This window comes from Heyndrickxia sporothermodurans (genome assembly GCF_003055045.1).
GTDB lineage: Bacteria > Bacillota > Bacilli > Bacillales > Bacillaceae_C > Heyndrickxia > Heyndrickxia sporothermodurans.
This window is the reverse complement of the sequence record NZ_NAZB01000013.1, coordinates 1-22164: the sequence shown is the minus strand read 5'-3', so window position 1 is coordinate 22164 and position 22164 is coordinate 1. Positions and strand designations below refer to the sequence as shown.

Below are 22164 nucleotides of genomic sequence, written 5' to 3'. Positions count from 1 at the left end.
ACTTAAACAAACATGTTTAAGCTACATTGTGTAGTTTCCCTTGATTTATTGAGGAGGATTTTTTGTGGTTGTTCTTAGAAAAAGACTAATAGAAAATATTCCTTATTTGTTAACAAAATTTGCTGGTGCAGGTTTTTTGATGTTTGTGATTTCTAATTATGTGTTACTTGTATCAGGAATAGATATGTATGAATTTGTTGAAGGAATTGCTAATTGGTTTCTTTGGGGAATAGCTTTCGGATATGGTATTTTATGTTCTTTATTAATTGATTTGTACGTATTTAGGGTTCCGAAAACAGGTTATTTAATAAAAATTATATTATATATTGTTGCGGGTTATGCTTTTTTCATTATTAGTGCAATAAATGTTTACACGTTGATTGCTGGTACGGTCGGAGCGTTATGTTCTTTGATTTTTTACTTTGGTACTTATTTATCTTCTCGTTTCAAGTCTTTTAAATATGTGTTTTCATTCGTTATACCATTAACACTGATCATTTTAATGAATGTTGATTTTACTGAAAAGGAACAGTGGGTCGAGGTTAAAAGTGATCATACATATAATGCGACCTTTGACTATTTCAATGGAAAACACGAAATTCCCGTTCAAGCCAAGGCAGGTCAAACCATTACATTGTATCATGAATTTAATAACACTAACGGGGGCGGACATGGATTTCATGTTCTAAACGAGAAAAATAGGTTAGTCGGAATTACAGAAGTTAGTGAGGGAGTGATGAAATTAAAGGTTCAAGTTGCTGGTGTATACAGAATAGTCGTAACAGGTGACGATGTAAAAGGTAGCTTTAAAGTAACATGGAAATAGTTCAAAGTTATCATAAGTTATTAAACTCGGTATAACCACCAATTATTTAACGACAACAATGTATCTAAGTAATAAAACTTGCCATATGTAGGGTAATTAATTTTGAGGATTTTATTACAAGCCCAAATCTATTTAAAATTGTTGTAGAAGAATTTCAGAATTGGGATTCAAGTAGTCAAAAATAAAAGAATTTGATTATTTTCTGAATATTCAACTAACAGTTATAGCTAATTGAAGCTATTATGATTGAAATTGTTGTACCAGGTCAACATTGGGAAGTTGAATTTATGAAGGTTGGTACAGTAGAAATTGAAAAATTCATCAGCGATGGGGATTTTATGTTGTTCTAGAAATAGATACTTTATTTAAAGATTTTAGTGATTAGTTCAAGAAGTTACTAAGCTAATGGGGCGGGATAATTGAAGAAAAATGTAAAAAATAATCATTAGTATCAACAGGGAGCGTGTCTTATGCGTTGTTTTTGTGAGAATAAAGAAACATTCGATTTAAAGGTAGAAGGTGATGTTGATACGGACCCTATTTGGTGTAATCAATGTGGCTGTAACTTTGATATTGAAGAAGTTCCTATTTCAGAGGACTTAAAAGATGAACTGATGAAGTGGGCAATGCAGTACGGTAAATGGATTGATTGGAGCAAAGATACGTTACGTTCAAATGGTATTGAATTGGAAAATGAACATAATAAACTCGGTCACCTCCTTACTGACCAAGTTAAGAAGGAACTTGGTGCTAAATACAAAGTAAGTTTTTCTCCTTCTTCATCAGCAAGAATGTATGCTGGATTAGATTTTTGATTTTTCAACTAATGAGTTCTTTATTTTAAAATGGGATTCCACTGAGATTCCATCTTTTTTTCTTCAGCTAAAGGGGCGGGTTAGAAAAAAAGAAAAGAAGGATTTATTATTGCTTTTAATGAATTAGTTAGATAAAAAAGGGGGATATGTATATCAAAAATAAAAAAAATAGGACATATAATAAATATGTGCCAATAGTAAACTATGAAGGAACAACTAACGCCCAACTTGAAATTGAATCTGATGTAGTTGGAGATTCATCATGCCCTTGCTGTGGATTTATTACAATTCCGAATAATGGAAATGTTATTGCCTATATTTGCCCGGTATGTTTTTGGGAGATAGACTTGTTTATTCAAAGTAATGACGTGGCAAGTGATCTAAATCACGGCTTAACATTGACTGAAGCAAGAAATAATTATCAACAGTTAGGAGCAGTATTACCTAGGTTTAAGGAATCCTGTAGGCAACCAAAAAAAGGTGAATATCCAACAAAATGAAGAATCGTTAGAACATACATTGTCTCTTCTAGACTCGGATTGATATTTTTGAAGGTATTTTTGTGAAAATGTACTTATATTATAGCTAATTAACACAATAAGGAATAAAATTAAAGTGCCTAAAATATGCACTACTACTTGCATATTAGGCTCTTTTTATATTCATAAAAGATACTGCTAACGACTTTTGTATTTGAGAAGAAAGATATTTATAGTAGCATAGAATTATCTAAAATCGTTGTGTAATCCTTATGCATTGGGCAAAAGTAGCAAAATCAGAAAGATAAAGGGAGGAAGAGTTATGTCAAATTACGTTAATAAGAGAAGAGTCATTTTAGATTTGGCTGTTACTTTAGATGGTTTTATTGAAGGAAAAAATGGGGAAGTCGATTGGTGCATTATGGACTCTGATATGGGGTTCACTGATTTCTTGGATCAAATAGATACTATTTTCTATGGTAGAAAAAGCTACGATTTATGGGGCCAATTTACTCCAAAAAATAATGACTCCGATACTGAAAAGGAAATTTGGAAATTGGTTCATAGTAAAGAGAAATATGTGTTTTCTAGAACACAAAAAATGACTGATAATCAAGCAATATTTATCAACGATAACATTGTTGAAGAAGTAAATAAATTGAAAGAAAGGTCTGGTAAAGACATCTGGCTGTATGGCGGAGCAAGTCTCATTACAACTTTTATAAATTTAGGACTGGTGGATGTATTTAGATTATCCATACACCCTGTTGTTTTGGGTGAGGGTAAACCGCTGTTTGTTGATATTAAACAGAGGCTAAATTTAAAAATGGTTCGTACAAAAACATTCTCTTCTGGTGTTGTGCAAATAATTTATCATTGGAATGGTCATTAATCGTATCATTTATTCCGATGATACAGCGTAAGATAGAGAGCCATTTGTGTCGATCCTACTGGTTGTAAGAATAAAAAATTACTGTTAATGCCAAAATCGAAAGGCTCTATAATCGTTGTCACCATATTGGTTATCAACTGAGAGGAGAAAATAACAATCTAAAAATTTAATGACAGGAAAAAGGAGTCTTAATGACCCCGAAATACTTGTTAATGAAAACAAAGTTTCCTATTAAATTACAAACCTCATGTCCGTTACCCGGCAGAGCTGTAAGCTTCTTCAATGGAATCCACAAATATTCCAGGAAAGATAATGTTCCTTACACAATTTTCAACTTGCATTCTTGAAGTAGAAGAGGAAGGATTAATAATTATTATCTTTTTAAAATTAGCCATCGAATATAATTTTAAAACGAATGTGATATCATCCACCACCTGGCTAGCCACTTCTTCTTGTCCGCGTCCATCTATAATTAATTTATACCTTGAAGGATTAATAGTATTTACGATGGTTTGAAACTCGCTTAAATATATTTTTGCATCTTCTTCTTTGAAAAAGCCGCTTACTTTTACAAAGAAAATGCCTTTCTCTTCATCCAATTCAAAGCAATATAGCTTTCCCATTGTTTCTCCCCCAAAGCGTGAAAAATAACTACTGGTACCATAATACATAAAACGACTCAATTCGACAATCCTAGATTTTTTATCTGGTAAGCTTCAAAGTTTAATTATGTAAATAACCTTTCTACGGCGTTAAGTCCACGTCTAACTCCAGCAACTATCGACTAGAAAAACTTTATACCTCTAACCATTTCAATAAATCAAATAGACTTTTGGTTAATTTTTGTTCATATTAGTATGGTAAGTGTGAAAGGATAAAGTTTATTGCAAGTGCTTTGATTAATAACCGAGTAAATGACTAAAAACGAACTCGATAGGTAAATCAACTTAGAATAATAATGGAGTGATTTTATGAGTAAAGCTAAAGGAAAAGGCGGTACAGGGAGAGGAACAGACAAGAAGGGGTGGAATCGTTGGCAAGCTAGTACAAACAAAAAAAAGAGTGCAAAACCATATATAAGTAAAGGTACAAAAAAAGTTGTTAAAAATGATCCCACGAGCAATAGTTAAAGTAACATATCCAATATTTAGATGATTATGGTACAAATACAGCATATAAGCTACCTTTGAGTAAATTATCCGGCCGCTTTAAATTCAGCATTTTCTAAAACCAATATGATGTAAATTTCTTTTGCAATGTTAATTACTGACCAAGTTCCAAAAAAATTAAACAGAACTTAAATATGACCCCACTTTCATTTAACTTTCGGTAGTTAGAATGAAAGTGAGGTTATTTTGGTTTACAGAATTTCCCGAACGAGAAAGCCCACTCCTTTAGGGGTGGGATGAGGTTATCCACCATCAAAAAACAGAAAACTTGGTAAAGGAAAAGTAGGTTTAGATATTGGTATCTCCACCGTCGCTGTTTCAGTTTTAACAAAAGTTTCATTGTAAATTTAGCCGAGAAAAGTAAAAGAAATATCCCGTGAAATTACGCTAACTCAAAGAAAGTTGGATCGTTCAAAGCTTGCGACAAATCCACAAAACTTTCATGTTGATGGGACCATCAAAAAGTATTTCTAAGAGGCTGTGCAAATATAAATAGCAACCTTTTTACTAATGAGCAGGTTAGTTGAACAAAGATTACTAAATATTTATACTGTTAATAACTGGGTTTTGTGAATGGTAAATTACATAAAGAGGGGGATTTTATGTTATTTCATTATCATTTTTGGACTCCATATGTTGAAGAAACGGAAAAATTTTATGAAGATAATGGTTTTCGTATATCTCAACGTATAGGTAGATACCAGGGAGAATTTCAAGAGTTTAACCCTCCCTTAAAATGGGAGGATTTTCGGGAGAAAAATATCCTATTTCGTATTATTGAGGCAAGAAAAGGAACTATAAATATTACCTTTGGATATGGTAAAAGAATTATGTTCGACCATATTGGCTTTTTAGTATCTGATAAAGAACGAGAGAAAATATGTGAAAATGCCGTTAAACTCAGTTGGAAAGTTGATAAAAGAGAACGCAGAACCTTCATATCAACACCATATCATTTTAGAATAGAGCTTCAGACCAATACGGACGTAGTAGATTCCCTAAATAGTAAGATAAATTTACAAGAATTAAAGTTGGAAACCAAAAAAGCAGGATTAGAAAGCGACCTTTTAACTTTATTTGGTACATCTAAAAATAGAGTGTATTCGGAAATTGGAGATGTAGTAACAATTAAACAAGCTATAATTAATAATCTGATTTCTTCACCAATTGTGGATCCTAATGGTGTTAGAATCATCAATGAATAAGCTTTGAATTTGTAAAGAAATGTACTTAAAGTAACGTGGGCCTTAGTTTAATAAAATATGTTTAAACTTAATTATAAAAAATTGTATAATCAAACCGAAAACCGTCATTTTGATCAATCTATTTTTCAAAATAACGGTTTTTAAATACATTGGAAAAAAGGAATTTTTTAATCAATCTTTTTTCATATCTTCTTCGATTCTTCTTAGTTGAATCAGTCAAAGTAATGGTTGTTTTTTCAATTAAAATACACGTTTTGTGTTTTTATATAGAAAGAAGTTTTGTCCTTTTAGAAAATTTGCACTTGACGTATTGATAATTCTCGATATAATGATTTGTATGAAACAAGTTGATATTTTTAAAGCATTATCTAATGAAGCAAGGCTTCAAATTTTAGAATGGCTTAAGGAACCAGATCTCCATTTTACTCCCCACGAAGGGATTGATATGAACAAAACTGGGGTTTGCGTTAGTCAAATTACAGAAAAATTGAAAATGACGCAATCGACGGCATCGCATTATCTCTCGATGCTCTTACAGGCTGGACTTATAAAGGCCGAACGTATCGGTAAATTTACTTATTACAAAAGAAATGAAGATGCCATCAATGGAATCGCTGAGTTCTTGAAGCAAAAGAAATAACTGAATGAAACTGAATTCTTTGGGAAAATTCAGTTTCATTTCCGCTATTACTGGGCGATATTTTTTTAATCAAACATATCGAAAATGTTCGATATATCAATATGAAAATAAAATTATAAGGAGTGACATTATTTTGTCTAATACATTAAAGATTTATGTTTTGGCTATCGTTAGTTTTTTAGTAGGAACTTCCGAATATATTATTTCGGGAATTTTAGATACGATTGCGGATTCTCTTGGAATAACTTTGGCTGCGGCAGGTCAATTAATTACAATATTTTCACTTGTTTATGCAATATTTACACCTATTTTTATGGGAATAACGTCTAGTGTTGATAGACGAAAATTAATGGTTTTTTCGCTAGGTTTGTTCGTAATCGGTAATATCTTAGCATTCATCCTACCAGGTTTCGGATTATTTGTGGTAGCTCGAGTAATTATGGCACTTGGAGCAGGGATGGTTGTTGTTACGGCATTAACTATTGCCGCAAAGATAGCACCAGAAGGTAAACAAGGTAGCTCAATTGCTACGGTGGTTATGGGCTTTACGGCTTCATTAATCATAGGAGTACCTCTTGGAAGAATTATTTCTAGTGCGTTCGGTTGGAAAGCTGTTTTGGGTGGTATAGCATTGCTAGGAATTCTTGCAATAATAATAATTAGAGCATCTATTCCACCTATTAAAGGTGATAAGTCGGTACCACTATTTAAACAGTTAGCTCTCCTTAAAAAAAGAAAGGTTACAATTGGGTTAGCAATCACTTTTTTCTGGCTTGGCGGGTATTCAATAGCCTATACTTACCTCTCACCTTACTTGTTAAATGTATCAGGAATAGAGGAAAAACTTTTAAGTGGTGTATTGTTAATCTTTGGTGTCGCAAGTTTGATCGGTTCGAAATTTGGTGGATATAGTACAGATCGCTGGGGAGTTCAAAAAACACTTCTAGGTGGAATGTCGTTACATATCATTATGTTAGTATTATTATCTCTTGTAACAAATTCTTATATTAGTGTTCTAATTATATTAATACTATGGTCATTTGCTGCTTGGTCATCGGGACCAACACAGCAATATAACTTGGCTACCATCGAACCAGAGTCAACAGGTATATTATTAGGTTTAAATCAGTCAGTAATGCAACTGGGAATGGCAGCTGGTGCAGGAATTGGAGGTATTTTTGTTGAGAAAGTATCACTATCTTCAGTTACCTGGATAGGTGCACTAGGAGTTACAATAGCTATTGTAGCAACTTTGCTAATTTCCCGGGCACAGTCATTCAAGATGTCAGTAGCGTATAAAACCTCAGTTAGTAGAAAAATAGATTTAAAATAATAAAGTTATAGAAAAGGTAAAATATTATTTATGAACCAGCAAGGGCATATGCCTATTAAGTGATCAATTAAGAGGAGAACTAAATAAAAAGTATTTTAAAAGGTTGCTACTTATACGTAGCAGCCTTTTACTATCGGGGCAGTCAATTGAAGAAGGGTTTTCGGTTAATTTTATAGAATTAGAATGAGGAGAGCAGTAACTCCTATTGATATATATCGAGAAATTATGGGTGTACCTTTACCAAAAGTATGGAAGAGATTATTACCGTTGCAGATTATAGTAAGGAAAAACATAATTCTTGGGAACTCCAACAGATTGAAATTTTAAAACAATAAGGGATTTCTTTATTCAATTAACGGTTGCAAGAGGCAAAGAAGATGAGGTCGCCGTTTAAGTAGTTCCGATAACGTGAAAAAAGCTAAAATAGCAGCACAAATAATATGAGCTTCTTAGATTAAATAACAATATAATTAGCACACAAAAATCTTGGGATTTTCCAAGCTTTTGTCTTAATATGTTTTTAAAGGAGAAATTGTACAAGCTCATTAGACGCGAAATCGAGTTTGATAAATAAGCGGAGAAAGTTCTCTTAATTAGAAAATAACGCTGAAAATTGCTAAAATAGACGGAAGAATTCCGACTATTAACTCAAAAAACGTGAAAATGGGTAATTTTTCTTTGCTTAATCGGAAAACCTCCGCTTATGTTCTTCGAACCAAGCTCTATTCTGCTGTATAACCGGAAAATATTCGCTTATTTTTAATGGTTGCTCAAAGAGGACATTAATTAACTACTGAAGTAAAAAAGTCAACATACCAATTAGCATATGAATTAACATAGTAGTTAGCACGTTGACAACAACAATAGTCAAAATGTTTTTTAGGTTGCGATTTTACTTGCTTATTAAAGTAGTAATATCACATAATCGTTTAGGGCTGGGTGTTTTAGCACACCGATGTGTTAACTCCACTGTTGGTTTATCATCGCTTGAATTCGATACCACAGAAACCCCACATCAAATTTCGCAGAAATTAAGTGGGGAGTGCTCATAATTCTTCTATATCGTATTCGGAATATCCCTCGTAATAGTAACTTACGTCTATTCCCTTCATGAATATTTCTCTATCATTAATTTTATCTGACAAGGCTTTTTTTAAGATATGTTTAATTTCAATATCTTTCACCGGACTGCGTTCCATAGCCATTAGATAGTCCTCTTTATCGACTAAATTCCAGTCAATAACTTTTTGAATCTCAAACTTTAGCATCAGATCAAGCCAAATTCTGGCGCTTCTGCCGTTACCCTCACGAAATGGGTGAGCGATATTCATTTCAACGTATTTTTCAATAATCTCGTCGAAGGAGTTTTGAGGCATCTTGTCTATATAATCCATAGAATGTTTTAGATACATAACTGGAGCAAATCGGAAATTTCCCTTAGCTATATTTATATCACGCAATTTTCCGGCAAAATCATAGATATCTTCAAAGAGATAGGTATGAATATCGCTTAAGCCTTTATAAGTTCCTACTTCAATAGAATGAATATCACCTGAGTCAAAGAGTTGTTTCGCTTTTTGCTTCGATATTTTTTCTTCCATTCGGTTGAGTTCAACCTGATTGCTAATTCCAAGTTTATTGTCTAGGGCCACGTTACCACTCCTTCCTCTCTTTATAAAACCAATATATTTTGAAACATAAATTTTTTCCACGCTAAAAATTATCTGTAGGTATCTATAGTATACCATATGGTTATTGGAATTTAAGCGCGAATGAGGATTTGGAAACAGTGTAAATGTCTAACCATAAAATTTACATTTGATAGAAAAAATTGTCCACATCCAGCAAAAAGAAACAATTGATTTGACAAAGATTTTACTAATAGATATAGTTGATATGTCAATGTTGTTTAGTCAACAAAATAAAGGAGGTTCCTAACCTTTTGAACTTAGATGATAACGTTGGGGTTTTAATTCGTAATGCTGATTTGACGATTACAAGTTATGTTAGAAAACATTTGGAGCCTTACAATCTTGCTCCGGAGCAAAATCTAATCATGAGGATGCTTTGGAACGAAGATGGAATTTCGTCGACTGAACTTGTGTCCCATCTTAACAAGGATAAAGCGAACATTGCACGCATGATCGCGAGCTTGGAAGGAAAGGGCTTTATCAAAAAAGTCGATGACCCTTCAGATAAACGGACCTTTAAAGTTCATCTAACGGAAGAAGGCAAACGGCTTGCACATTTAGTTGAACCCGTTCAACAAAAAATGCGCGACACTTTAACTAAAGGGATGACGGAAGAAGAGGTCAACGAACTGCAAAAGCTCATCACGAAAATTATTAATAATATTAAAGGAGATTATCATTCATGAATATCGTTACAATTGTGGGAAGTATCCGAAAAGAATCTTATAACATGCAACTTGCGAAAACGATGCAAGAACGTTACAAAGAAAAAATGAACATTGAAATTGCTGATATCCGTTCATTGCCTCATTATGACCAAGATGAAGAAAATAACCCACCAAAGTCTGTAAAGGAATTCAAAGAGTCAATTGCAAATGCGGATGGGGTTATTATCATCACTCCAGAATACAATTGGTCAATCCCAGGTGTATTAAAGAATGCAATCGATTGGGCTTCAAGAGTCGAGAAAGTATTCATCGGTAAACCAGTGATGGCTGCTGGCGTTAGTATTGGAATGGCAGGAACACTTCGCGCACAACTACACTTGCGCGAAATCCTTACAGGTCTCCAAGCTAAATTACTTCCACCTAGCGGCAACGAAGTACTAATTAACTTTGCCTCTCAAAAATTCGATGAACAATCAGGTCAGCTAGTTGACGACATGACACTTGGATTTTTGGATGGTGTTGTGGATAAATTTGTTGATCATATAAAAGCTTCTAATTAAGAATATAGAAACTTTTAGGGGATATATTTTTGTTAGACAGTTAAGGCATGACACAACAATGATTGAGTTACACCCATCATATGTTGGAAATTTAAAATTAGAAAATTATATGGTAATTCCAAAGGAAAAGCATACGAAAATCACTAGTTGTTTCGCCAATTACTAAAGAAAAGAAAATGTCCCACAATTAGCCTTCAATGGCTAATTTTTTTGATTGAATAAAGAACTAATGTTCGGATATAATAAGAACATAAGTTTGTGTTTTAGGAGGGTCAATCAATGAAGGGATTACTTTTAAAGTCTGCAACAACTGGGGAGCATTTAGAAATGATTTATTTATCTGCAAAAGGTGAGATTACACAACGTATTATTCGTGCGGAAAGAATAGGTGAAGAATCGTTTAAGGCATATTGCTTCACTCGTAGGCAGTCTCGAACGTTTAAAATAAGTAACGTTTTATCGATTGCTCCTATAAGACATCATAGACGGGGCGCATAATTATGAGTATCAATGATCATCGATTAAAAAGGATTTTTTATGGTTGAACATGTATCACAAATAAAGGAAATGTGAATAGAGAGTAATAAATTAAAAACGCCTATGTAGGATGAAGACAGAATTCTAGCAATTAATCGGTCTATTATAATTTAAAAAAAATACTTGAACTTTTCCCAAATGCTTTTTGCTTAAAGTGAAAAAAAAGGTATAATAATTTTTATTAAAAGAAAGAAGTGAGGAAATCGAATGGTCCAATCAATCAATACAAAAGTCGATTTAGTTATTAATGCAACCTCACATATGGGAATTGCAGATTATGGTAAAATTATGATCGGAGACAAAGGATTTGAATTCTTCAATAATCGTGATGCTCGTAAGTTTATTCAAATTCCTTGGGAAGAAGTTGATTACGTAATCGCTTCAGTCATGTTCAAAGGGAAATGGATCCCACGTTATGCCTTTCAAACGAAGCGAAATGGGATGTATACATTTTCTTCTAAAGATCCAAAAAAAGTTTTGCGAGCAATTCGTGAATACATTGATCCGGATCATATGGTTCAATCTTTAAGCTTCTTTGATGTTGTCAAACGCGGCTTGAAGAGGAAATTAAAAAAGTAATCGTTTTACATTCAAGACAGATTAGAACTTGTCTTTTTATGGATGGATATGGCAACGGATAAACGGTCACTAATTATAAAAAAATTTCCGATCTTCCCTCTTGAAAGATGAATATTCCGTATGCTATAATATTCTATGGAAGCTCATTAAAGTGATGAAGAAGCTGTTTATTCAACAATAGAGCGTTTACAAAATAAATTTAATAGCCATCGTCATTATTTTTACGTGTTACTGATTCGATCAGGCATGAGTGAAAAGTATTGATTGGAATGAAGAATCAGGGGCATTCTATACCCATATCTTCATTTAATCGACTTTTTGCTCATGCCTTTTTTATTATTTTCTTGTTGAAACTGTAACCGCTTTAGATGAGCTGAAAAAATACAGCTAAGCTTACCATATTTATATAGCTGTAACAATAATAATAGAGGAGGTAAAAAGATGGTAGGAATTATCATTGCTAGTCACGGTGAATTCGCTAATGGTATCTTGCAATCTGGAGAGATGATCTTTGGAAAACAAGAAAATGTAAAAGCAGTTACATTGATGCCGAGCGAAGGACCTGACGATGTAAAGGCAAAAATGAAAGAAGCAATCGCCTCTTTCGACAACCAAGACGAAGTATTATTCTTAGTCGATCTTTGGGGTGGAACTCCTTTCAACCAAGCCAACAGCTTGTTTGAAGAACACAAAGACAAATGGGCAATCGTTGCCGGTATGAACTTACCAATGTTGATAGAAGCTTTTGCATCGCGCTTCTCAATGAACACAGCCCATGAAATTGCCGCAAATATTTTGGCTCCGGCTAAAGAAGGGGTTAAAGTAAGACCTGAACAATTAGAACCAGCGACGGCACCTGTTGCTACTGCTGCTAAACCATCAAATGCAGGTGCACCTGGTAAATTTGAATACGTGTTAGCACGTATCGATTCACGTCTTCTTCATGGACAAGTAGCGACTGCTTGGACAAAAACGACACAGCCTACACGTATCATCGTTGTTTCTGATGCAGTTGCGAAGGATGATCTTCGTAAGAAATTGATCCAACAAGCTGCTCCTCCAGGTGTAAAGGCACACGTCGTTCCTATCAATAAAATGATCGAACTTGCAAAAGATGATCAACACTTCGGTGGTCAGCGCGCGTTACTTCTTTTTGAAAACCCGCAAGATGCACTTAGAGCGGTTGAAGGTGGCGTTCCATTGAAAACAATCAACGTTGGTTCTATGGCCCACTCACCTGGTAAAGTTCAACCGAATAAAGTGTTGGCTTTTAACCAAGATGATATTGATACTTTTGCTAAGTTAAAAGAACTTGGTGTGAATTTCGATGTACGTAAAGTTCCGAACGATACAAAAGGCGACATGGGCGAAATTATCAAAAAGGCTCAAGATGAGTTAAATAGACAAAAATAATCCTAAATATCAAAGAGGACGGAGGATTAATAATCATGGATTTGAATATGATTCAAATAATCTTAGTCGTTATCGTAGCATTTTTAGCTGGTATGGAAGGAATCTTGGATGAGTTCCAATTCCACCAACCACTCATTGCTTGTACGTTAATCGGCTTAGTAACAGGAAACTTGGTACCATGTCTTATCTTAGGTGGTACGCTTCAACTAATCGCTTTAGGTTGGGCAAACATCGGAGCTGCCGTAGCACCGGATGCTGCGCTAGCATCAGTTGCATCTGCAATTATTTTAGTTTTAAGTGGACAAGGTAAAGAAGGTGTTTCTTCGGCAATTGCAATCGCTGTTCCGCTTGCCGTTGCGGGTTTATTATTAACAATCATCGTTCGTACGATTGCAACAGCATTAGTCCATTTGATGGATGCTGCAGCGAAAGAAGGAAACATCGGCAAAGTTCAATTTTGGCACATCGTGGCTATCTGTTTACAAGGGTTACGTATTGCCATCCCAGCAATATTAATCATAGCAATTGGTGCAGCACCAGTTAGAGACCTGCTCACATCGATGCCAGCTTGGTTGACTGACGGTTTAGCAATCGGTGGGGGAATGGTCGTAGCCGTTGGTTATGCAATGGTTATTAACATGATGGCTACAAAAGAAGTATGGCCATTCTTCGCAATCGGTTTCGTATTAGCGACTGTTTCACAAATTACACTTATCGGACTTGGTGCTATCGGTGTGGCTCTTGCACTTATCTATATAAGCCTTTCCAAACGAGGCGGTTCAGGTAATGGCGGAAACGGAAACACTGGTGATCCACTAGGCGATATTATTGATAATTACTAAGAGGGAGGGGAAATAGAAATGGAAAAAGAATTAAGATTATCCAAAAAAGATCGTATTTCTGTTTGGTGGCGTTCCACTTTCCTTCAAGGTTCTTGGAACTATGAACGTATGCAAAACGGTGGCTGGGCATTTTCAATGATTCCCGCAATCAAGAAATTATATAAATCAAAAGAAGAACGTGCTGCAGCACTAAAGCGTCACTTAGAGTTCTTTAATACTCACCCATATATAGCTTCACCAATTATTGGTGTAACCTTAGCGCTTGAAGAAGAACGTGCAAACGGTGCGCCGGTTGACGACACAGCCATTCAAGGGGTTAAAGTTGGTATGATGGGACCTTTAGCTGGTATCGGGGATCCAGTTTTCTGGTTCACGGTTAGACCAATCCTAGGTGCGTTAGGGGCTTCTCTTGCTTTAACCGGTAACATACTTGGGCCAATTATTTTCTTCGTTTTATGGAATCTTATTCGTATGGGATTCACTTGGTATACGCAAGAATTTGGTTACAAAGCTGGTTCAAAAATTACGGACGATTTATCTGGAGGATTACTTCAAGATATTACGAAAGGTGCATCAATTCTGGGGATGTTCATCCTTGGTGCATTAGTTAACCGTTGGGTAACTGTAAAATTCACACCAGTTGTATCTAAAGTTAAACTTAGCGAAGGTGCTTATATTGACTGGGATAAATTACCTTCTGGAGCGCAAGGGATTAAAACTGCGTTGGAACAGCAAGCAGGTGGTCTTGCATTAGACCCTGTTAAAGTAACTACTTTACAAAACAACTTGGATAGCTTAATTCCTGGTTTAGCAGGACTTGCGATAACACTTCTTTGTATGTGGTTGCTTAAAAAGAAAGTTTCTCCAATCGTAATGATTCTTGGTTTGTTCGTGGTAGGTATTGTCTTCCACTTAATCCACTTAATGTAATAAAATATAAATAAAGCAGCACCTCCTAGTATGATGATGCAAGGAGGTGCTTTTCATACAACATAACAAAATTGTAGCTTGTTTTGAAGTCCGATTAATCGCAAAAAACACGGGTTGAATGTATTATTGAAATATAATATATATTTTAGGGGGTTGCTATGCTTACTATCGGTTATATTGGAAATGGGAAAAGCACGAACAGATATCATCTACCCTTCGTACTTCAGAGGGACAATATAAAGGTGAAAACAATTTATCAAAGAAATCCTAAGCATGAAAGCTGGGATAGGATTGCAGGAGTAAAATATACTTCTGATTTAGATGAATTATTAAATGATAAGGACATTCAACTCATTGTGATTTGCACAAAAACGGACAGTCATTATGAATACGCAAAATTAGTATTAGAACATAATAAAAACTGTTTGGTTGAAAAGCCTTTTATGGAAACCTCAGATCAGGCAAAAGAAATATTTGCAATGGCAAAAGAGAAAGGATTAATTGTTCAGGCGTATCAAAATAGACGCTTTGATAGTGATTTTTTAACCGTTCAAAAGGTCATTGAAGAGGGGAAATTAGGGGACTTGCTTGAAGTGGAAATGCATTATGACTATTACCGTCCCGAAGTACCAGAATCTGTTCATTCTTTTGATCCTGTATCGTCATTTTTATATGGACATGGCTGTCATACACTGGATCAGGTAATCAGCTATTTTGGCAAGCCGGACGATATCCATTATGATGTAAGGCAATTATTAGGACAAGGAAGAATGAATGATTATTTTGATTTAGATTTATATTATGGTAAGTTAAAGGTTTCTGTAAAATCCAGCTATTTTAGACTTAAAGAAAGACCAAGCTTCGTCGTTTATGGCAAAAAGGGATGCTTTGTAAAAGAAACGAAAGATCGTCAGGAAGAACATCTAAAATTATTTTACATGCCAGACAACAAAGATTTTGGAATAGATACAATAAATCATTATGGTGTACTAACATATATTGATGAAGAAGGTACAATCCACGAAGAAAAAGTGAAATCCGTTAACGGCGACTATGGACGGGTTTATGATGATTTATATGAAGCCATCATAAATGGAAAAGATAAAACCATTACAGACGAACAGACAGTGCTGCAAATGGAAATATTAGAAACTGGCGTTAAAAACTTAAAGTAAATGTGTAAAAAAAGCTTGTTATCCAAAAAAACTATTCAAATAAAATTAACGGGTTTTGTTTTCGAGTACAAAAAGTTAAATAACACATTATTAGCAGTCGAATTCGCATATGAATTTGACTGCTTCTTTTTATTGTCTTAATGGGATAATTAAGGTAAGTATGAGTAATTTAGGACCCTAAATCCACCTCTTTTAACAAGGTGACAGAAGTTTATGTACCTTTGCTAATTCATAAGTTAAAACTGTGCAAAGCCTTTAACCGATTTTCTTATTTATAAAAATAGATTTTTTAGATAGTTCTGTTAAAATAAAGAGAAATGTTATTCAACTAACGAGACAGGATTTCAAAATAGGATAGCTGGACCTTTTAATATATTAGGTAATGGAGGCATAATTATGTGGTTAATATTAGGACTTATTGCCATAGTAGCAACTTTTATAAATATTTATATGTATAATACAGGGAAAAATTATAAACTTGCGATGGCAATGGGATTATCATTTACAGCATTGACACTCTGTACAGAACATAGCCTTGTATCTAACTGGGTAAAAGGCGAAGATTGGTCAGCTTTATTGGATGTTGTGCCTACTATGGAAAAGGCATTATGGTTTTTGACAATTATTTCTATCTTACTAAATATAACACCTATACTTTTAGAACTAAAATATAAAAAATAATTACTTATTGTCACATCATTTATATAATATGCAATGGTTGTGGGTAAGTCATTATGTATAACAAACGAAGGCATTAAGTTGAATAACCAAATATATTGAAAAATGCTCTGAGTTTATACGCTCTGAGCATTTTATTTGTCAATTATTATGCCAATTAGCTTGTTAATTCAATTGCTGATATGACCGTGATTTCACTAACAATTTTATATTTTGTACTATAAAACAGCATATGCTAAAAATAAAAATAGTTTATGAGTGTTTTTTGTTTTTTTAGGGGAAATTTCATTTTTGCATATTTGGTTTACTACTTTTACGAAGTAAATCAATTCCCTTCTTTTTGACTACTTCTTCAATATATACACCTAGATCTTGAAGAAATTCTTCATCCGTAGATCCTTTTTTGAACTTGTCAACTATTTCTAGTGGGTCATAAATTTTGACTTTCTTCTTTGTTAATTGTCTAATTACACCTGGGATTACATTTAAACTTTCACAATCAAAGTGAAATATATTACCGTCCTTTAAAATAAACACAAATTCTGGGAAAAGTACTTTACCTACAGCAAAGCTAACAAAATTGCTTAATTTATGAACTGCAGAAACTTTTACGCTTTGAATGTCTTTATATTTTATTTCTCCTACTAACTTTTTCTTTGTTAGCAACAAAAATGATGACTGTTCTTTGATTTTTATTGAAAGATCATCTAAATAAAGGTAGCATAGAGGCGGATATTTTATTGGAGCAATTGGGAACTTTTTACCTTCTACTGTTATTACAGCCTGTAAAATCCTTTCTTTTGCAAACTCATTAAACTCAACTAAATTCATAATGTTCCCCCTTTTTATAAAATTATGCCAATGGGAAAATTTTAAGATAAAAACCTTATATTTTCAATACTATGAACTAAAGATCGTCTAATTAACAAAGATACAGTACGGAGATCTCTTTTTTAAAGTTTAGGAAAAAACGAATGACGAGAACTAACCAGAATTGATGATGTTTAGTTAAAAAAAGATTTTACACGGATCTGAGTAAACCAACTACATTATAAACAAGGGAACTCCTTAGCCATTTGGAGTTCCCTTGTTTTAGCTTTTCAATATATAAAAAGGTACTTATCTTCCAGCTTGCCTATGATAATTCCTGACAATCATCCCATTCGTTTTCATCATGCTAAACCCTTCATAATAAGAGACTAAGTCATCATCACAGCATAAATCAATCATGTAGATGTCAGATAGTTCTTTCATCATCCGATTCACCAATTCTTTGCCTATTCCTTGGTTTTTGTATTCTGGTAAAACCTCAAGAAAGGGAATGTAGGCAGAGAGCAGCCCATCGCTTATAGCGGTAATAAATCCGACGACATCATTAGTCGTATCATCAAGCGCAATAATTACGTTGCTGCTATTCTTTAACAACTTTAAGTGAGTTTGTGTATTTGGTGGATCTGGCCAATCAACGAAAAAACCGTTTAACATATCAGTAGTTATACTGTCTAGTGAGTTTGTGTATATCATCCTATATCAGCTCCTAATTTATTTTTCTAAGAGTTGATACAGATCAAAAGTAAAGTAACAAAGGATAACCTCCAAGTATTTAAGTACTACAAAATAATTTCTACATAAAAACTAAAATTCCTTCATTACCTTATTTAAAAATTAAACATCCACTTGAATCTCATCCGACTCCATCTATTCCTCAATCTCTAAATCACTGTCCACCATTGCCTCAGCTAGTTGAGCAATATGTTGTGGAACAGCTTGATCTTCCTCCGGATCATAGTGAAAGACATCTTTAATGTCTTTCTCCTCTAAAGTAGCTAGAATATCATGAATGTCTGTATGATCCCCGGAAATCGATCCAAAACCTTGGTTTTGCTTCTTATAATTCACAAATCCGCTCGGAAGATTATTTCCGAGGTTGACACATGATGCACCTTCAACCGTTCCTATGGAGATGGTACCGATGAAAAAAGAAGGAGAAAATCTATTCACTATCATCTTCCTTTCCGTTTTTAATCGAATAAGGAGTAAGTTTTCCATTTATTTTAATTTCAATGTCTTTTTCTTTTTGTTGTTTCGATGTGGATTTTTTTGTTTTCATTTTCGCATGAACAGTGGGTGAAAACGTGTTTCCGAGATTTAACATGCCGCTTAAGTCTTGAATATCAAGTTTATCAAGGTGAAAGGCAAGCTCCTCAAGGTTCAATTCCTTTAAATGTAAGTCTTGAATATCTATTTGAACATGGATAGATGCCGTGTTTTTTTCTTGTAATACTTTTTCAAAAGCATTTATTTTTTTGGACAATTCCTCAATTTGTTTAACAATATTAGTTTTATCCATATGTTCAAATCCTTTTAAGAAAAAACATTTTAATCGTTCGTTGATTTGTTTTCAACGATTCCAACATTCCCTCTCACTTTAGCACTCTTGCCGTTTATGTGACCAAAACCCTCATTTTGAATCGTGCTATTCACTCTGCCTTTTTGAATATTCGTTCCGATAAAAAATCCTGAAGAAGCTGCTATTTTATTTATTTTTAAAGAACTGTATTTAAGTAAGGTCATAATATACCTCCTCGTTAAAAAACAATTTCTTCTTCCGGTCCTGAATGATCAACTAATGGAATTTGGATAAATAAGATCCCATTCTCGAGGTTTGCTTGTAATTGATGCAGGAGACAGTCCTTTGGAAGAGAAATTTTTTTTTGGAAAGGTCCATAGTACCGTTCCTGCGAAAAAACCCGTACTGTTTCACTATGAAAGTGATCTGGAATGGCTCCAGCTATTATTAACGTTTTATCCTGTAATTTTACGGAGAGGTCTTCTTTCTTGATGCCGGCAACATCTGCAGTTATAAAAAAGGTATCATTCGTTTCATATATGTCTAGACGCGGGCCGATAAAAGGAGCAATTTCTGATAAAAGTTCAGAAAAATTCGATCCTAACTTTTGCTTTACATCGGAATGATAGCGTTTTTTGCGCCCCATTTTGAACTCCTTTAATTCGTTATCTTTCTATATATATGTATTGGTATTGGCGGTCATGCTCAAATAAAAAAAGTATCGATTACGTTGTAATCAATACTTATCATTTGCTTGTCGGGGTTAAACAAGGCGCTTTTAACTTTTCTTACACCGTTTGACCTTGGGCACTAGGTGTTATATTTGCGTTATTCATTTGACCATCCAGTAGATCAGTATCGATAATAACCGTGCCATTCGCCGTATTCAAAAAGAGTCCGGCTTGAATACCTTGTCCGTTATTTGTCTTTCTATGCGCAGCCCAGCCGGGTAATTGATTTTGACCAATAGAAATAGTTGCATTCGTGTTTTGTGAATTTACATTGATTGAACCTATCGCAAAGGGTATTGCCAAAAAGCTCCCCTCCTTTAATATTTGAATCTGGCTAGGTTGGAATGCCAATATTGGAATTCGTGATTGTGGAGTCGATCATATCACTGTCAGCAATGGAGTTTCTATTGTTGGTATTATTAATCGCGCCAATTAATTTCCCTTGCCCAACATTTCGTTTGCTATGTGAACTCCAGCCATTTAAGGAATTATCGCCAATCGTTAATGCTGAATTGGATTCTAACACATTTATATTAATCTCTCCGATATCGAACTGATTATTATTCCTTTCCATCTGTTGATCCATTAAGTGATAAGATTGGCTATTAATAGGGGTATCCACTAAATCATTATCAATGATTTGACTAAAGTTATTGGAAACTTGAGAATGGCTTAAAGATCCAAAACCATAGTTATTTTTACGATGGGAAGACCAATTATTCGCATAATTTGTCCCGACAAAAATTCCGAAAGCCGTATCGACTGAATTGACGCATATTTGATTGACCATTACCCGCATTTTCATTCTTTTACGAACCATATATATCATTCCTTAGGAAAACGTTCATCACTAAAGGATATGAATATTATCGAAAAAGAGTTCCAAACGTTATCATCAGTTGTATTTTCATTCTTTGACAGATAAAAACAATCTATGATATATTTATCTCGAATTCGAGATAATTAATAAAAAATAACATTTCAAATACAATATGTACTAATGGAGGAAGAAAAATGAACCAGCTAAAAGGTATACACCATGTTACGGCAATAACAAGCAGTGCTGAAAAGAATTATGAGTTTTTCACTTATGTATTAGGGATGCGTTTAGTAAAGAAAACAGTCAATCAAGATGATATTCAAACGTATCATTTATTTTTTGCCGATGATATCGGCAGTGCAGGGACCGATATGACATTCTTTGATTTTCCAGGCATTCCAAAAGGTGTTCACGGTACAAATGAGATTGCAAAAACCTCTTTTCGTGTTCCAAGTGATGCAGCATTGGATTATTGGGTTAAACGTTTTGATCGTTTAGAAGTGAAGCATACCGGTATTGAAGAACAATTTGGCAAAAAGACATTGTCATTTGTCGATTTTGATGATCAACATTATCAACTGATTTCTGATGAAAATAATAAAGGAGTCAAATCCGGAACACCTTGGCAAAAAGGACCAATCCCATTAGAATATGCAATTACTGGTTTAGGCCCAATTTTCGTCCGGATTGCAGAATTTGACTATTTTAAAGAAGTGATGGAAAAAGTTCTTCTGTTCAAAGAAATTGCTAAAGAAGGTTCGTTCCATCTTTTTGAAGTAGGAGAAGGTGGAAACGGTGCCCAAGTGATTGTGGAGCATAATGTGATTTTGCCTCGCGGTCAACAAGGCTATGGGACGGTTCACCATGCTGCCTTCCGTGTTGAAGACCGTTCAGTACTGGATGAATGGATTAAGCGCATGGAATCCTTTAGATTCCCAATTTCGGGCTATGTGAATCGCCACTTTTTCGAATCATTATACGCGAATGTGGCTCCACAAATATTGTTTGAATTTGCGACAGATGGTCCTGGATTTATGGGGGACGAGCCGTACGAAACGCTTGGTGAAAAACTATCGCTGCCACCATTCTTAGAACCGAAACGAGAAGAAATAGAAAAATTAGTTCGTCCAATTGATACGGTAAGAAGTACAAAGGAATTTAAAAAGGAATAATAGTGGGAAAGGGAAGCGGTTTTTGTCGAACAAAATGTGTTGACAAAGAACCGTTTTTCTTAATCCAAAAATTAGGTATTTACAAGTTGATTTCAAAGGTGTTATGGTATGCATGTTGAATGAATTTCATTAATCAATGAAATAAAGGTGGAATTTATTATGGCATATCTTGATGGCAGTAACGTATTAACTGAATCAAATATGGAATATTTATGGAAGAAAAATAAAATTACGATTGAAAACGGCTATTTAATGAGCAGTGGATTAATTAATAATGTCCGCGTTCCTCTTAGAGCGATTGAAACAGTAGTATGGGCGATTAATCCGGCAAAACCGACATTATCCCCTGCACTAAAGATTATTGGTAAAGGAATTGTATTGGCGGAAATTCAAATTGGAATTGATATTATTAATGACGTTCAAGATTGGATTTTAGAAAAACTTGAAATAGCTTAGTATTTTTTGAGATTGTTATAAGTGGGAAAAAACTCGTCAAATTGAATTGACGAGTTTTTTTATAGTATTTTCCGAATCGGGCGGATTCATGAAGGAAAGCAGAAGAAAAAGTGAATCTTGGTCGTCAAAGAGGAGGAATGAAGCCCAAGATGCATGAAGAAAGTAAATCTTGGTCGTCAAAGAGGAGGAATGAAGCCCAAGAT

General features: G+C 34.3%; 29 protein-coding genes. 19 read left to right on the top strand and 10 right to left on the bottom strand.

Going from position 1 to position 22164, the window contains the following annotated elements; translation table 11 throughout:
• The first annotated feature begins 64 nt into the window (after positions 1-64).
• The 4 genes from B5V89_RS05330 (at position 65) to B5V89_RS05315 (ending at position 3012) form a co-directional block, all read left to right on the top strand.
• Complete coding sequence (locus B5V89_RS05330; protein ID WP_108070805.1) at positions 65-826, top strand: hypothetical protein; 762 nt, start codon at positions 65-67, stop codon at positions 824-826.
• 470 nt (positions 827-1296) lie between these two features.
• On the top strand, positions 1297-1641 hold the full coding sequence (locus B5V89_RS05325) for a hypothetical protein (RefSeq protein ID WP_066232741.1): 345 nt from the start codon (positions 1297-1299) through the stop codon (positions 1639-1641).
• A gap of 188 nt (positions 1642-1829) precedes the next feature.
• Complete coding sequence (locus B5V89_RS05320) at positions 1830-2141, top strand: CPCC family cysteine-rich protein (RefSeq protein ID WP_170112448.1); 312 nt, start codon at positions 1830-1832, stop codon at positions 2139-2141.
• A gap of 301 nt (positions 2142-2442) precedes the next feature.
• On the top strand, positions 2443-3012 hold the full coding sequence (locus B5V89_RS05315) for a dihydrofolate reductase family protein (protein WP_066232738.1): 570 nt from the start codon (positions 2443-2445) through the stop codon (positions 3010-3012).
• A 254-nt stretch (positions 3013-3266) separates the two neighbouring features.
• Here B5V89_RS05315 and B5V89_RS05310 read toward each other — a convergent pair whose 3' ends face one another.
• Positions 3267-3635 (bottom strand): hypothetical protein, encoded by a 369-nt coding sequence (locus B5V89_RS05310; RefSeq protein ID WP_108070803.1) that lies wholly within the window; start codon positions 3633-3635, stop codon positions 3267-3269.
• Positions 3636-3983: 348 nt separating this feature from the next.
• Here B5V89_RS05310 and B5V89_RS05305 point away from each other — a divergent pair, with 348 nt between their 5' ends.
• The 4 genes from B5V89_RS05305 (at position 3984) to B5V89_RS05290 (ending at position 7359) form a co-directional block, all read left to right on the top strand.
• Positions 3984-4142 carry a DUF3934 domain-containing protein gene (locus tag B5V89_RS05305; RefSeq protein ID WP_084347720.1) on the top strand — a complete coding sequence of 53 codons (159 nt, stop codon included), beginning with the start codon at positions 3984-3986 and terminating at the stop codon, positions 4140-4142.
• 641 nt (positions 4143-4783) lie between these two features.
• Entirely contained in the window at positions 4784-5386 is a 603-nt protein-coding gene (locus tag B5V89_RS05300; protein WP_066232732.1) for a hypothetical protein, read from the top strand.
• A 337-nt stretch (positions 5387-5723) separates the two neighbouring features.
• A complete protein-coding gene (locus B5V89_RS05295) occupies positions 5724-6026 on the top strand; it encodes an ArsR/SmtB family transcription factor (protein ID WP_066232858.1) in 303 nt (100 codons plus the stop codon).
• 133 nt (positions 6027-6159) lie between these two features.
• Positions 6160-7359 (top strand): MFS transporter, encoded by a 1200-nt coding sequence (locus B5V89_RS05290; RefSeq protein ID WP_108070801.1) that lies wholly within the window; start codon positions 6160-6162, stop codon positions 7357-7359.
• Positions 7360-8405: 1046 nt separating this feature from the next.
• Here the strand turns inward: B5V89_RS05290 and fic are convergent.
• Entirely contained in the window at positions 8406-8960 is a 555-nt protein-coding gene (gene fic / locus B5V89_RS05285; protein WP_425319819.1) for a protein adenylyltransferase Fic, read from the bottom strand.
• A 341-nt stretch (positions 8961-9301) separates the two neighbouring features.
• Here fic and B5V89_RS05280 point away from each other — a divergent pair, with 341 nt between their 5' ends.
• From B5V89_RS05280 to B5V89_RS05235, 9 genes are all read left to right on the top strand, one after another.
• The gene (locus B5V89_RS05280; RefSeq protein WP_066232724.1) at positions 9302-9736 is read left to right on the top strand and encodes a MarR family winged helix-turn-helix transcriptional regulator; all 435 of its coding nucleotides are present in this window, start codon (positions 9302-9304) and stop codon (positions 9734-9736) included.
• Positions 9733-10278, top strand: coding sequence for an NADPH-dependent FMN reductase (locus tag B5V89_RS05275; RefSeq protein WP_066232717.1), 546 nt, complete (start codon positions 9733-9735; stop codon positions 10276-10278). Before B5V89_RS05280 ends, B5V89_RS05275 begins: the two co-directional genes overlap by 4 nt.
• A gap of 279 nt (positions 10279-10557) precedes the next feature.
• Positions 10558-10776, top strand: a complete 219-nt coding sequence (locus B5V89_RS05270; protein WP_108070799.1) for a hypothetical protein — start codon at positions 10558-10560, stop codon at positions 10774-10776.
• A 246-nt stretch (positions 10777-11022) separates the two neighbouring features.
• Positions 11023-11394 (top strand): DUF956 family protein, encoded by a 372-nt coding sequence (locus B5V89_RS05265; RefSeq protein ID WP_108070797.1) that lies wholly within the window; start codon positions 11023-11025, stop codon positions 11392-11394.
• A gap of 441 nt (positions 11395-11835) precedes the next feature.
• The gene (locus B5V89_RS05255) at positions 11836-12807 is read left to right on the top strand and encodes a mannose/fructose/sorbose PTS transporter subunit IIA (RefSeq protein ID WP_108070795.1); all 972 of its coding nucleotides are present in this window, start codon (positions 11836-11838) and stop codon (positions 12805-12807) included.
• Positions 12808-12842: 35 nt separating this feature from the next.
• Positions 12843-13649 carry a PTS mannose/fructose/sorbose transporter subunit IIC gene (locus tag B5V89_RS05250; protein WP_108070793.1) on the top strand — a complete coding sequence of 269 codons (807 nt, stop codon included), beginning with the start codon at positions 12843-12845 and terminating at the stop codon, positions 13647-13649.
• 18 nt (positions 13650-13667) lie between these two features.
• On the top strand, positions 13668-14579 hold the full coding sequence (locus tag B5V89_RS05245; protein WP_108070792.1) for a PTS system mannose/fructose/sorbose family transporter subunit IID: 912 nt from the start codon (positions 13668-13670) through the stop codon (positions 14577-14579).
• 158 nt (positions 14580-14737) lie between these two features.
• A complete protein-coding gene (locus B5V89_RS05240; protein WP_108070790.1) occupies positions 14738-15754 on the top strand; it encodes an oxidoreductase in 1017 nt (338 codons plus the stop codon).
• Positions 15755-16150: 396 nt separating this feature from the next.
• The gene (locus B5V89_RS05235; protein WP_108070788.1) at positions 16151-16435 is read left to right on the top strand and encodes a hypothetical protein; all 285 of its coding nucleotides are present in this window, start codon (positions 16151-16153) and stop codon (positions 16433-16435) included.
• Between the two features lie 282 nt (positions 16436-16717).
• Here the strand turns inward: B5V89_RS05235 and B5V89_RS05230 are convergent, their stop codons facing one another.
• The 8 genes from B5V89_RS05230 to B5V89_RS05195 form a co-directional block, all read right to left on the bottom strand.
• Complete coding sequence (locus B5V89_RS05230; RefSeq protein WP_108070786.1) at positions 16718-17263, bottom strand: hypothetical protein; 546 nt, start codon at positions 17261-17263, stop codon at positions 16718-16720.
• A gap of 288 nt (positions 17264-17551) precedes the next feature.
• A complete protein-coding gene (locus tag B5V89_RS05225; protein WP_108070784.1) occupies positions 17552-17956 on the bottom strand; it encodes a GNAT family N-acetyltransferase in 405 nt (134 codons plus the stop codon).
• Between the two features lie 174 nt (positions 17957-18130).
• Positions 18131-18433: a hypothetical protein gene (locus B5V89_RS05220; RefSeq protein ID WP_373454656.1), complete on the bottom strand. Its 303-nt coding sequence runs from the start codon at positions 18431-18433 to the stop codon at positions 18131-18133.
• On the bottom strand, positions 18426-18782 hold the full coding sequence (locus B5V89_RS05215; protein ID WP_108070782.1) for a hypothetical protein: 357 nt from the start codon (positions 18780-18782) through the stop codon (positions 18426-18428). Before B5V89_RS05215 ends, B5V89_RS05220 begins: the two co-directional genes overlap by 8 nt.
• A gap of 29 nt (positions 18783-18811) precedes the next feature.
• A complete protein-coding gene (locus B5V89_RS05210; protein WP_107921296.1) occupies positions 18812-19006 on the bottom strand; it encodes a hypothetical protein in 195 nt (64 codons plus the stop codon).
• 14 nt (positions 19007-19020) lie between these two features.
• A complete protein-coding gene (locus B5V89_RS05205; protein ID WP_108070780.1) occupies positions 19021-19428 on the bottom strand; it encodes an Hsp20/alpha crystallin family protein in 408 nt (135 codons plus the stop codon).
• A 142-nt stretch (positions 19429-19570) separates the two neighbouring features.
• Positions 19571-19816, bottom strand: a complete 246-nt coding sequence (locus tag B5V89_RS05200) for a hypothetical protein (protein ID WP_107921298.1) — start codon at positions 19814-19816, stop codon at positions 19571-19573.
• 31 nt (positions 19817-19847) lie between these two features.
• The gene (locus B5V89_RS05195; RefSeq protein WP_181294609.1) at positions 19848-20333 is read right to left on the bottom strand and encodes a spore germination protein; all 486 of its coding nucleotides are present in this window, start codon (positions 20331-20333) and stop codon (positions 19848-19850) included.
• 194 nt (positions 20334-20527) lie between these two features.
• Here B5V89_RS05195 and B5V89_RS05190 point away from each other — a divergent pair, with 194 nt between their 5' ends.
• Both B5V89_RS05190 and B5V89_RS05185 read left to right on the top strand, forming a co-directional pair.
• Entirely contained in the window at positions 20528-21505 is a 978-nt protein-coding gene (locus tag B5V89_RS05190; protein WP_107921300.1) for a ring-cleaving dioxygenase, read from the top strand.
• Between the two features lie 159 nt (positions 21506-21664).
• Complete coding sequence (locus B5V89_RS05185; protein WP_066232712.1) at positions 21665-21961, top strand: hypothetical protein; 297 nt, start codon at positions 21665-21667, stop codon at positions 21959-21961.
• Positions 21962-22164 lie beyond the last annotated feature (203 nt).

Bases quoted from the DNA above. Each gene is read 5' to 3' on its own strand.
- B5V89_RS05325 (WP_066232741.1), top strand. From the start codon at position 1,297: ATGCGTTGTTTTTGTGAGAATAAAGAAACATTCGATTTAAAGGTAGAA.
- B5V89_RS05215 (WP_108070782.1), bottom strand. From the start codon at position 18,782: ATGGATAAAACTAATATTGTTAAACAAATTGAGGAATTGTCCAAAAAA.
- B5V89_RS05310 (WP_108070803.1), bottom strand. From the start codon at position 3,635: ATGGGAAAGCTATATTGCTTTGAATTGGATGAAGAGAAAGGCATTTTC.
- B5V89_RS05235 (WP_108070788.1), top strand. From the start codon at position 16,151: ATGTGGTTAATATTAGGACTTATTGCCATAGTAGCAACTTTTATAAAT.
- B5V89_RS05210 (WP_107921296.1), bottom strand. From the start codon at position 19,006: ATGACCTTACTTAAATACAGTTCTTTAAAAATAAATAAAATAGCAGCT.
- B5V89_RS05190 (WP_107921300.1), top strand. From the start codon at position 20,528: ATGAACCAGCTAAAAGGTATACACCATGTTACGGCAATAACAAGCAGT.
- B5V89_RS05265 (WP_108070797.1), top strand. From the start codon at position 11,023: ATGGTCCAATCAATCAATACAAAAGTCGATTTAGTTATTAATGCAACC.
- B5V89_RS05250 (WP_108070793.1), top strand. From the start codon at position 12,843: ATGGATTTGAATATGATTCAAATAATCTTAGTCGTTATCGTAGCATTT.
- B5V89_RS05185 (WP_066232712.1), top strand. From the start codon at position 21,665: ATGGCATATCTTGATGGCAGTAACGTATTAACTGAATCAAATATGGAA.
- B5V89_RS05195 (WP_181294609.1), bottom strand. From the start codon at position 20,333: ATGGTTCGTAAAAGAATGAAAATGCGGGTAATGGTCAATCAAATATGC.
- B5V89_RS05305 (WP_084347720.1), top strand. From the start codon at position 3,984: ATGAGTAAAGCTAAAGGAAAAGGCGGTACAGGGAGAGGAACAGACAAG.
- B5V89_RS05255 (WP_108070795.1), top strand. From the start codon at position 11,836: ATGGTAGGAATTATCATTGCTAGTCACGGTGAATTCGCTAATGGTATC.
- B5V89_RS05205 (WP_108070780.1), bottom strand. From the start codon at position 19,428: ATGGGGCGCAAAAAACGCTATCATTCCGATGTAAAGCAAAAGTTAGGA.
- fic (WP_425319819.1), bottom strand. From the start codon at position 8,960: ATGGAAGAAAAAATATCGAAGCAAAAAGCGAAACAACTCTTTGACTCA.
- B5V89_RS05225 (WP_108070784.1), bottom strand. From the start codon at position 17,956: ATGATATACACAAACTCACTAGACAGTATAACTACTGATATGTTAAAC.
- B5V89_RS05240 (WP_108070790.1), top strand. From the start codon at position 14,738: ATGCTTACTATCGGTTATATTGGAAATGGGAAAAGCACGAACAGATAT.
- B5V89_RS05275 (WP_066232717.1), top strand. From the start codon at position 9,733: ATGAATATCGTTACAATTGTGGGAAGTATCCGAAAAGAATCTTATAAC.
- B5V89_RS05270 (WP_108070799.1), top strand. From the start codon at position 10,558: ATGAAGGGATTACTTTTAAAGTCTGCAACAACTGGGGAGCATTTAGAA.
- B5V89_RS05315 (WP_066232738.1), top strand. From the start codon at position 2,443: ATGTCAAATTACGTTAATAAGAGAAGAGTCATTTTAGATTTGGCTGTT.
- B5V89_RS05300 (WP_066232732.1), top strand. From the start codon at position 4,784: ATGTTATTTCATTATCATTTTTGGACTCCATATGTTGAAGAAACGGAA.
- B5V89_RS05230 (WP_108070786.1), bottom strand. From the start codon at position 17,263: ATGAATTTAGTTGAGTTTAATGAGTTTGCAAAAGAAAGGATTTTACAG.
- B5V89_RS05295 (WP_066232858.1), top strand. From the start codon at position 5,724: ATGAAACAAGTTGATATTTTTAAAGCATTATCTAATGAAGCAAGGCTT.
- B5V89_RS05245 (WP_108070792.1), top strand. From the start codon at position 13,668: ATGGAAAAAGAATTAAGATTATCCAAAAAAGATCGTATTTCTGTTTGG.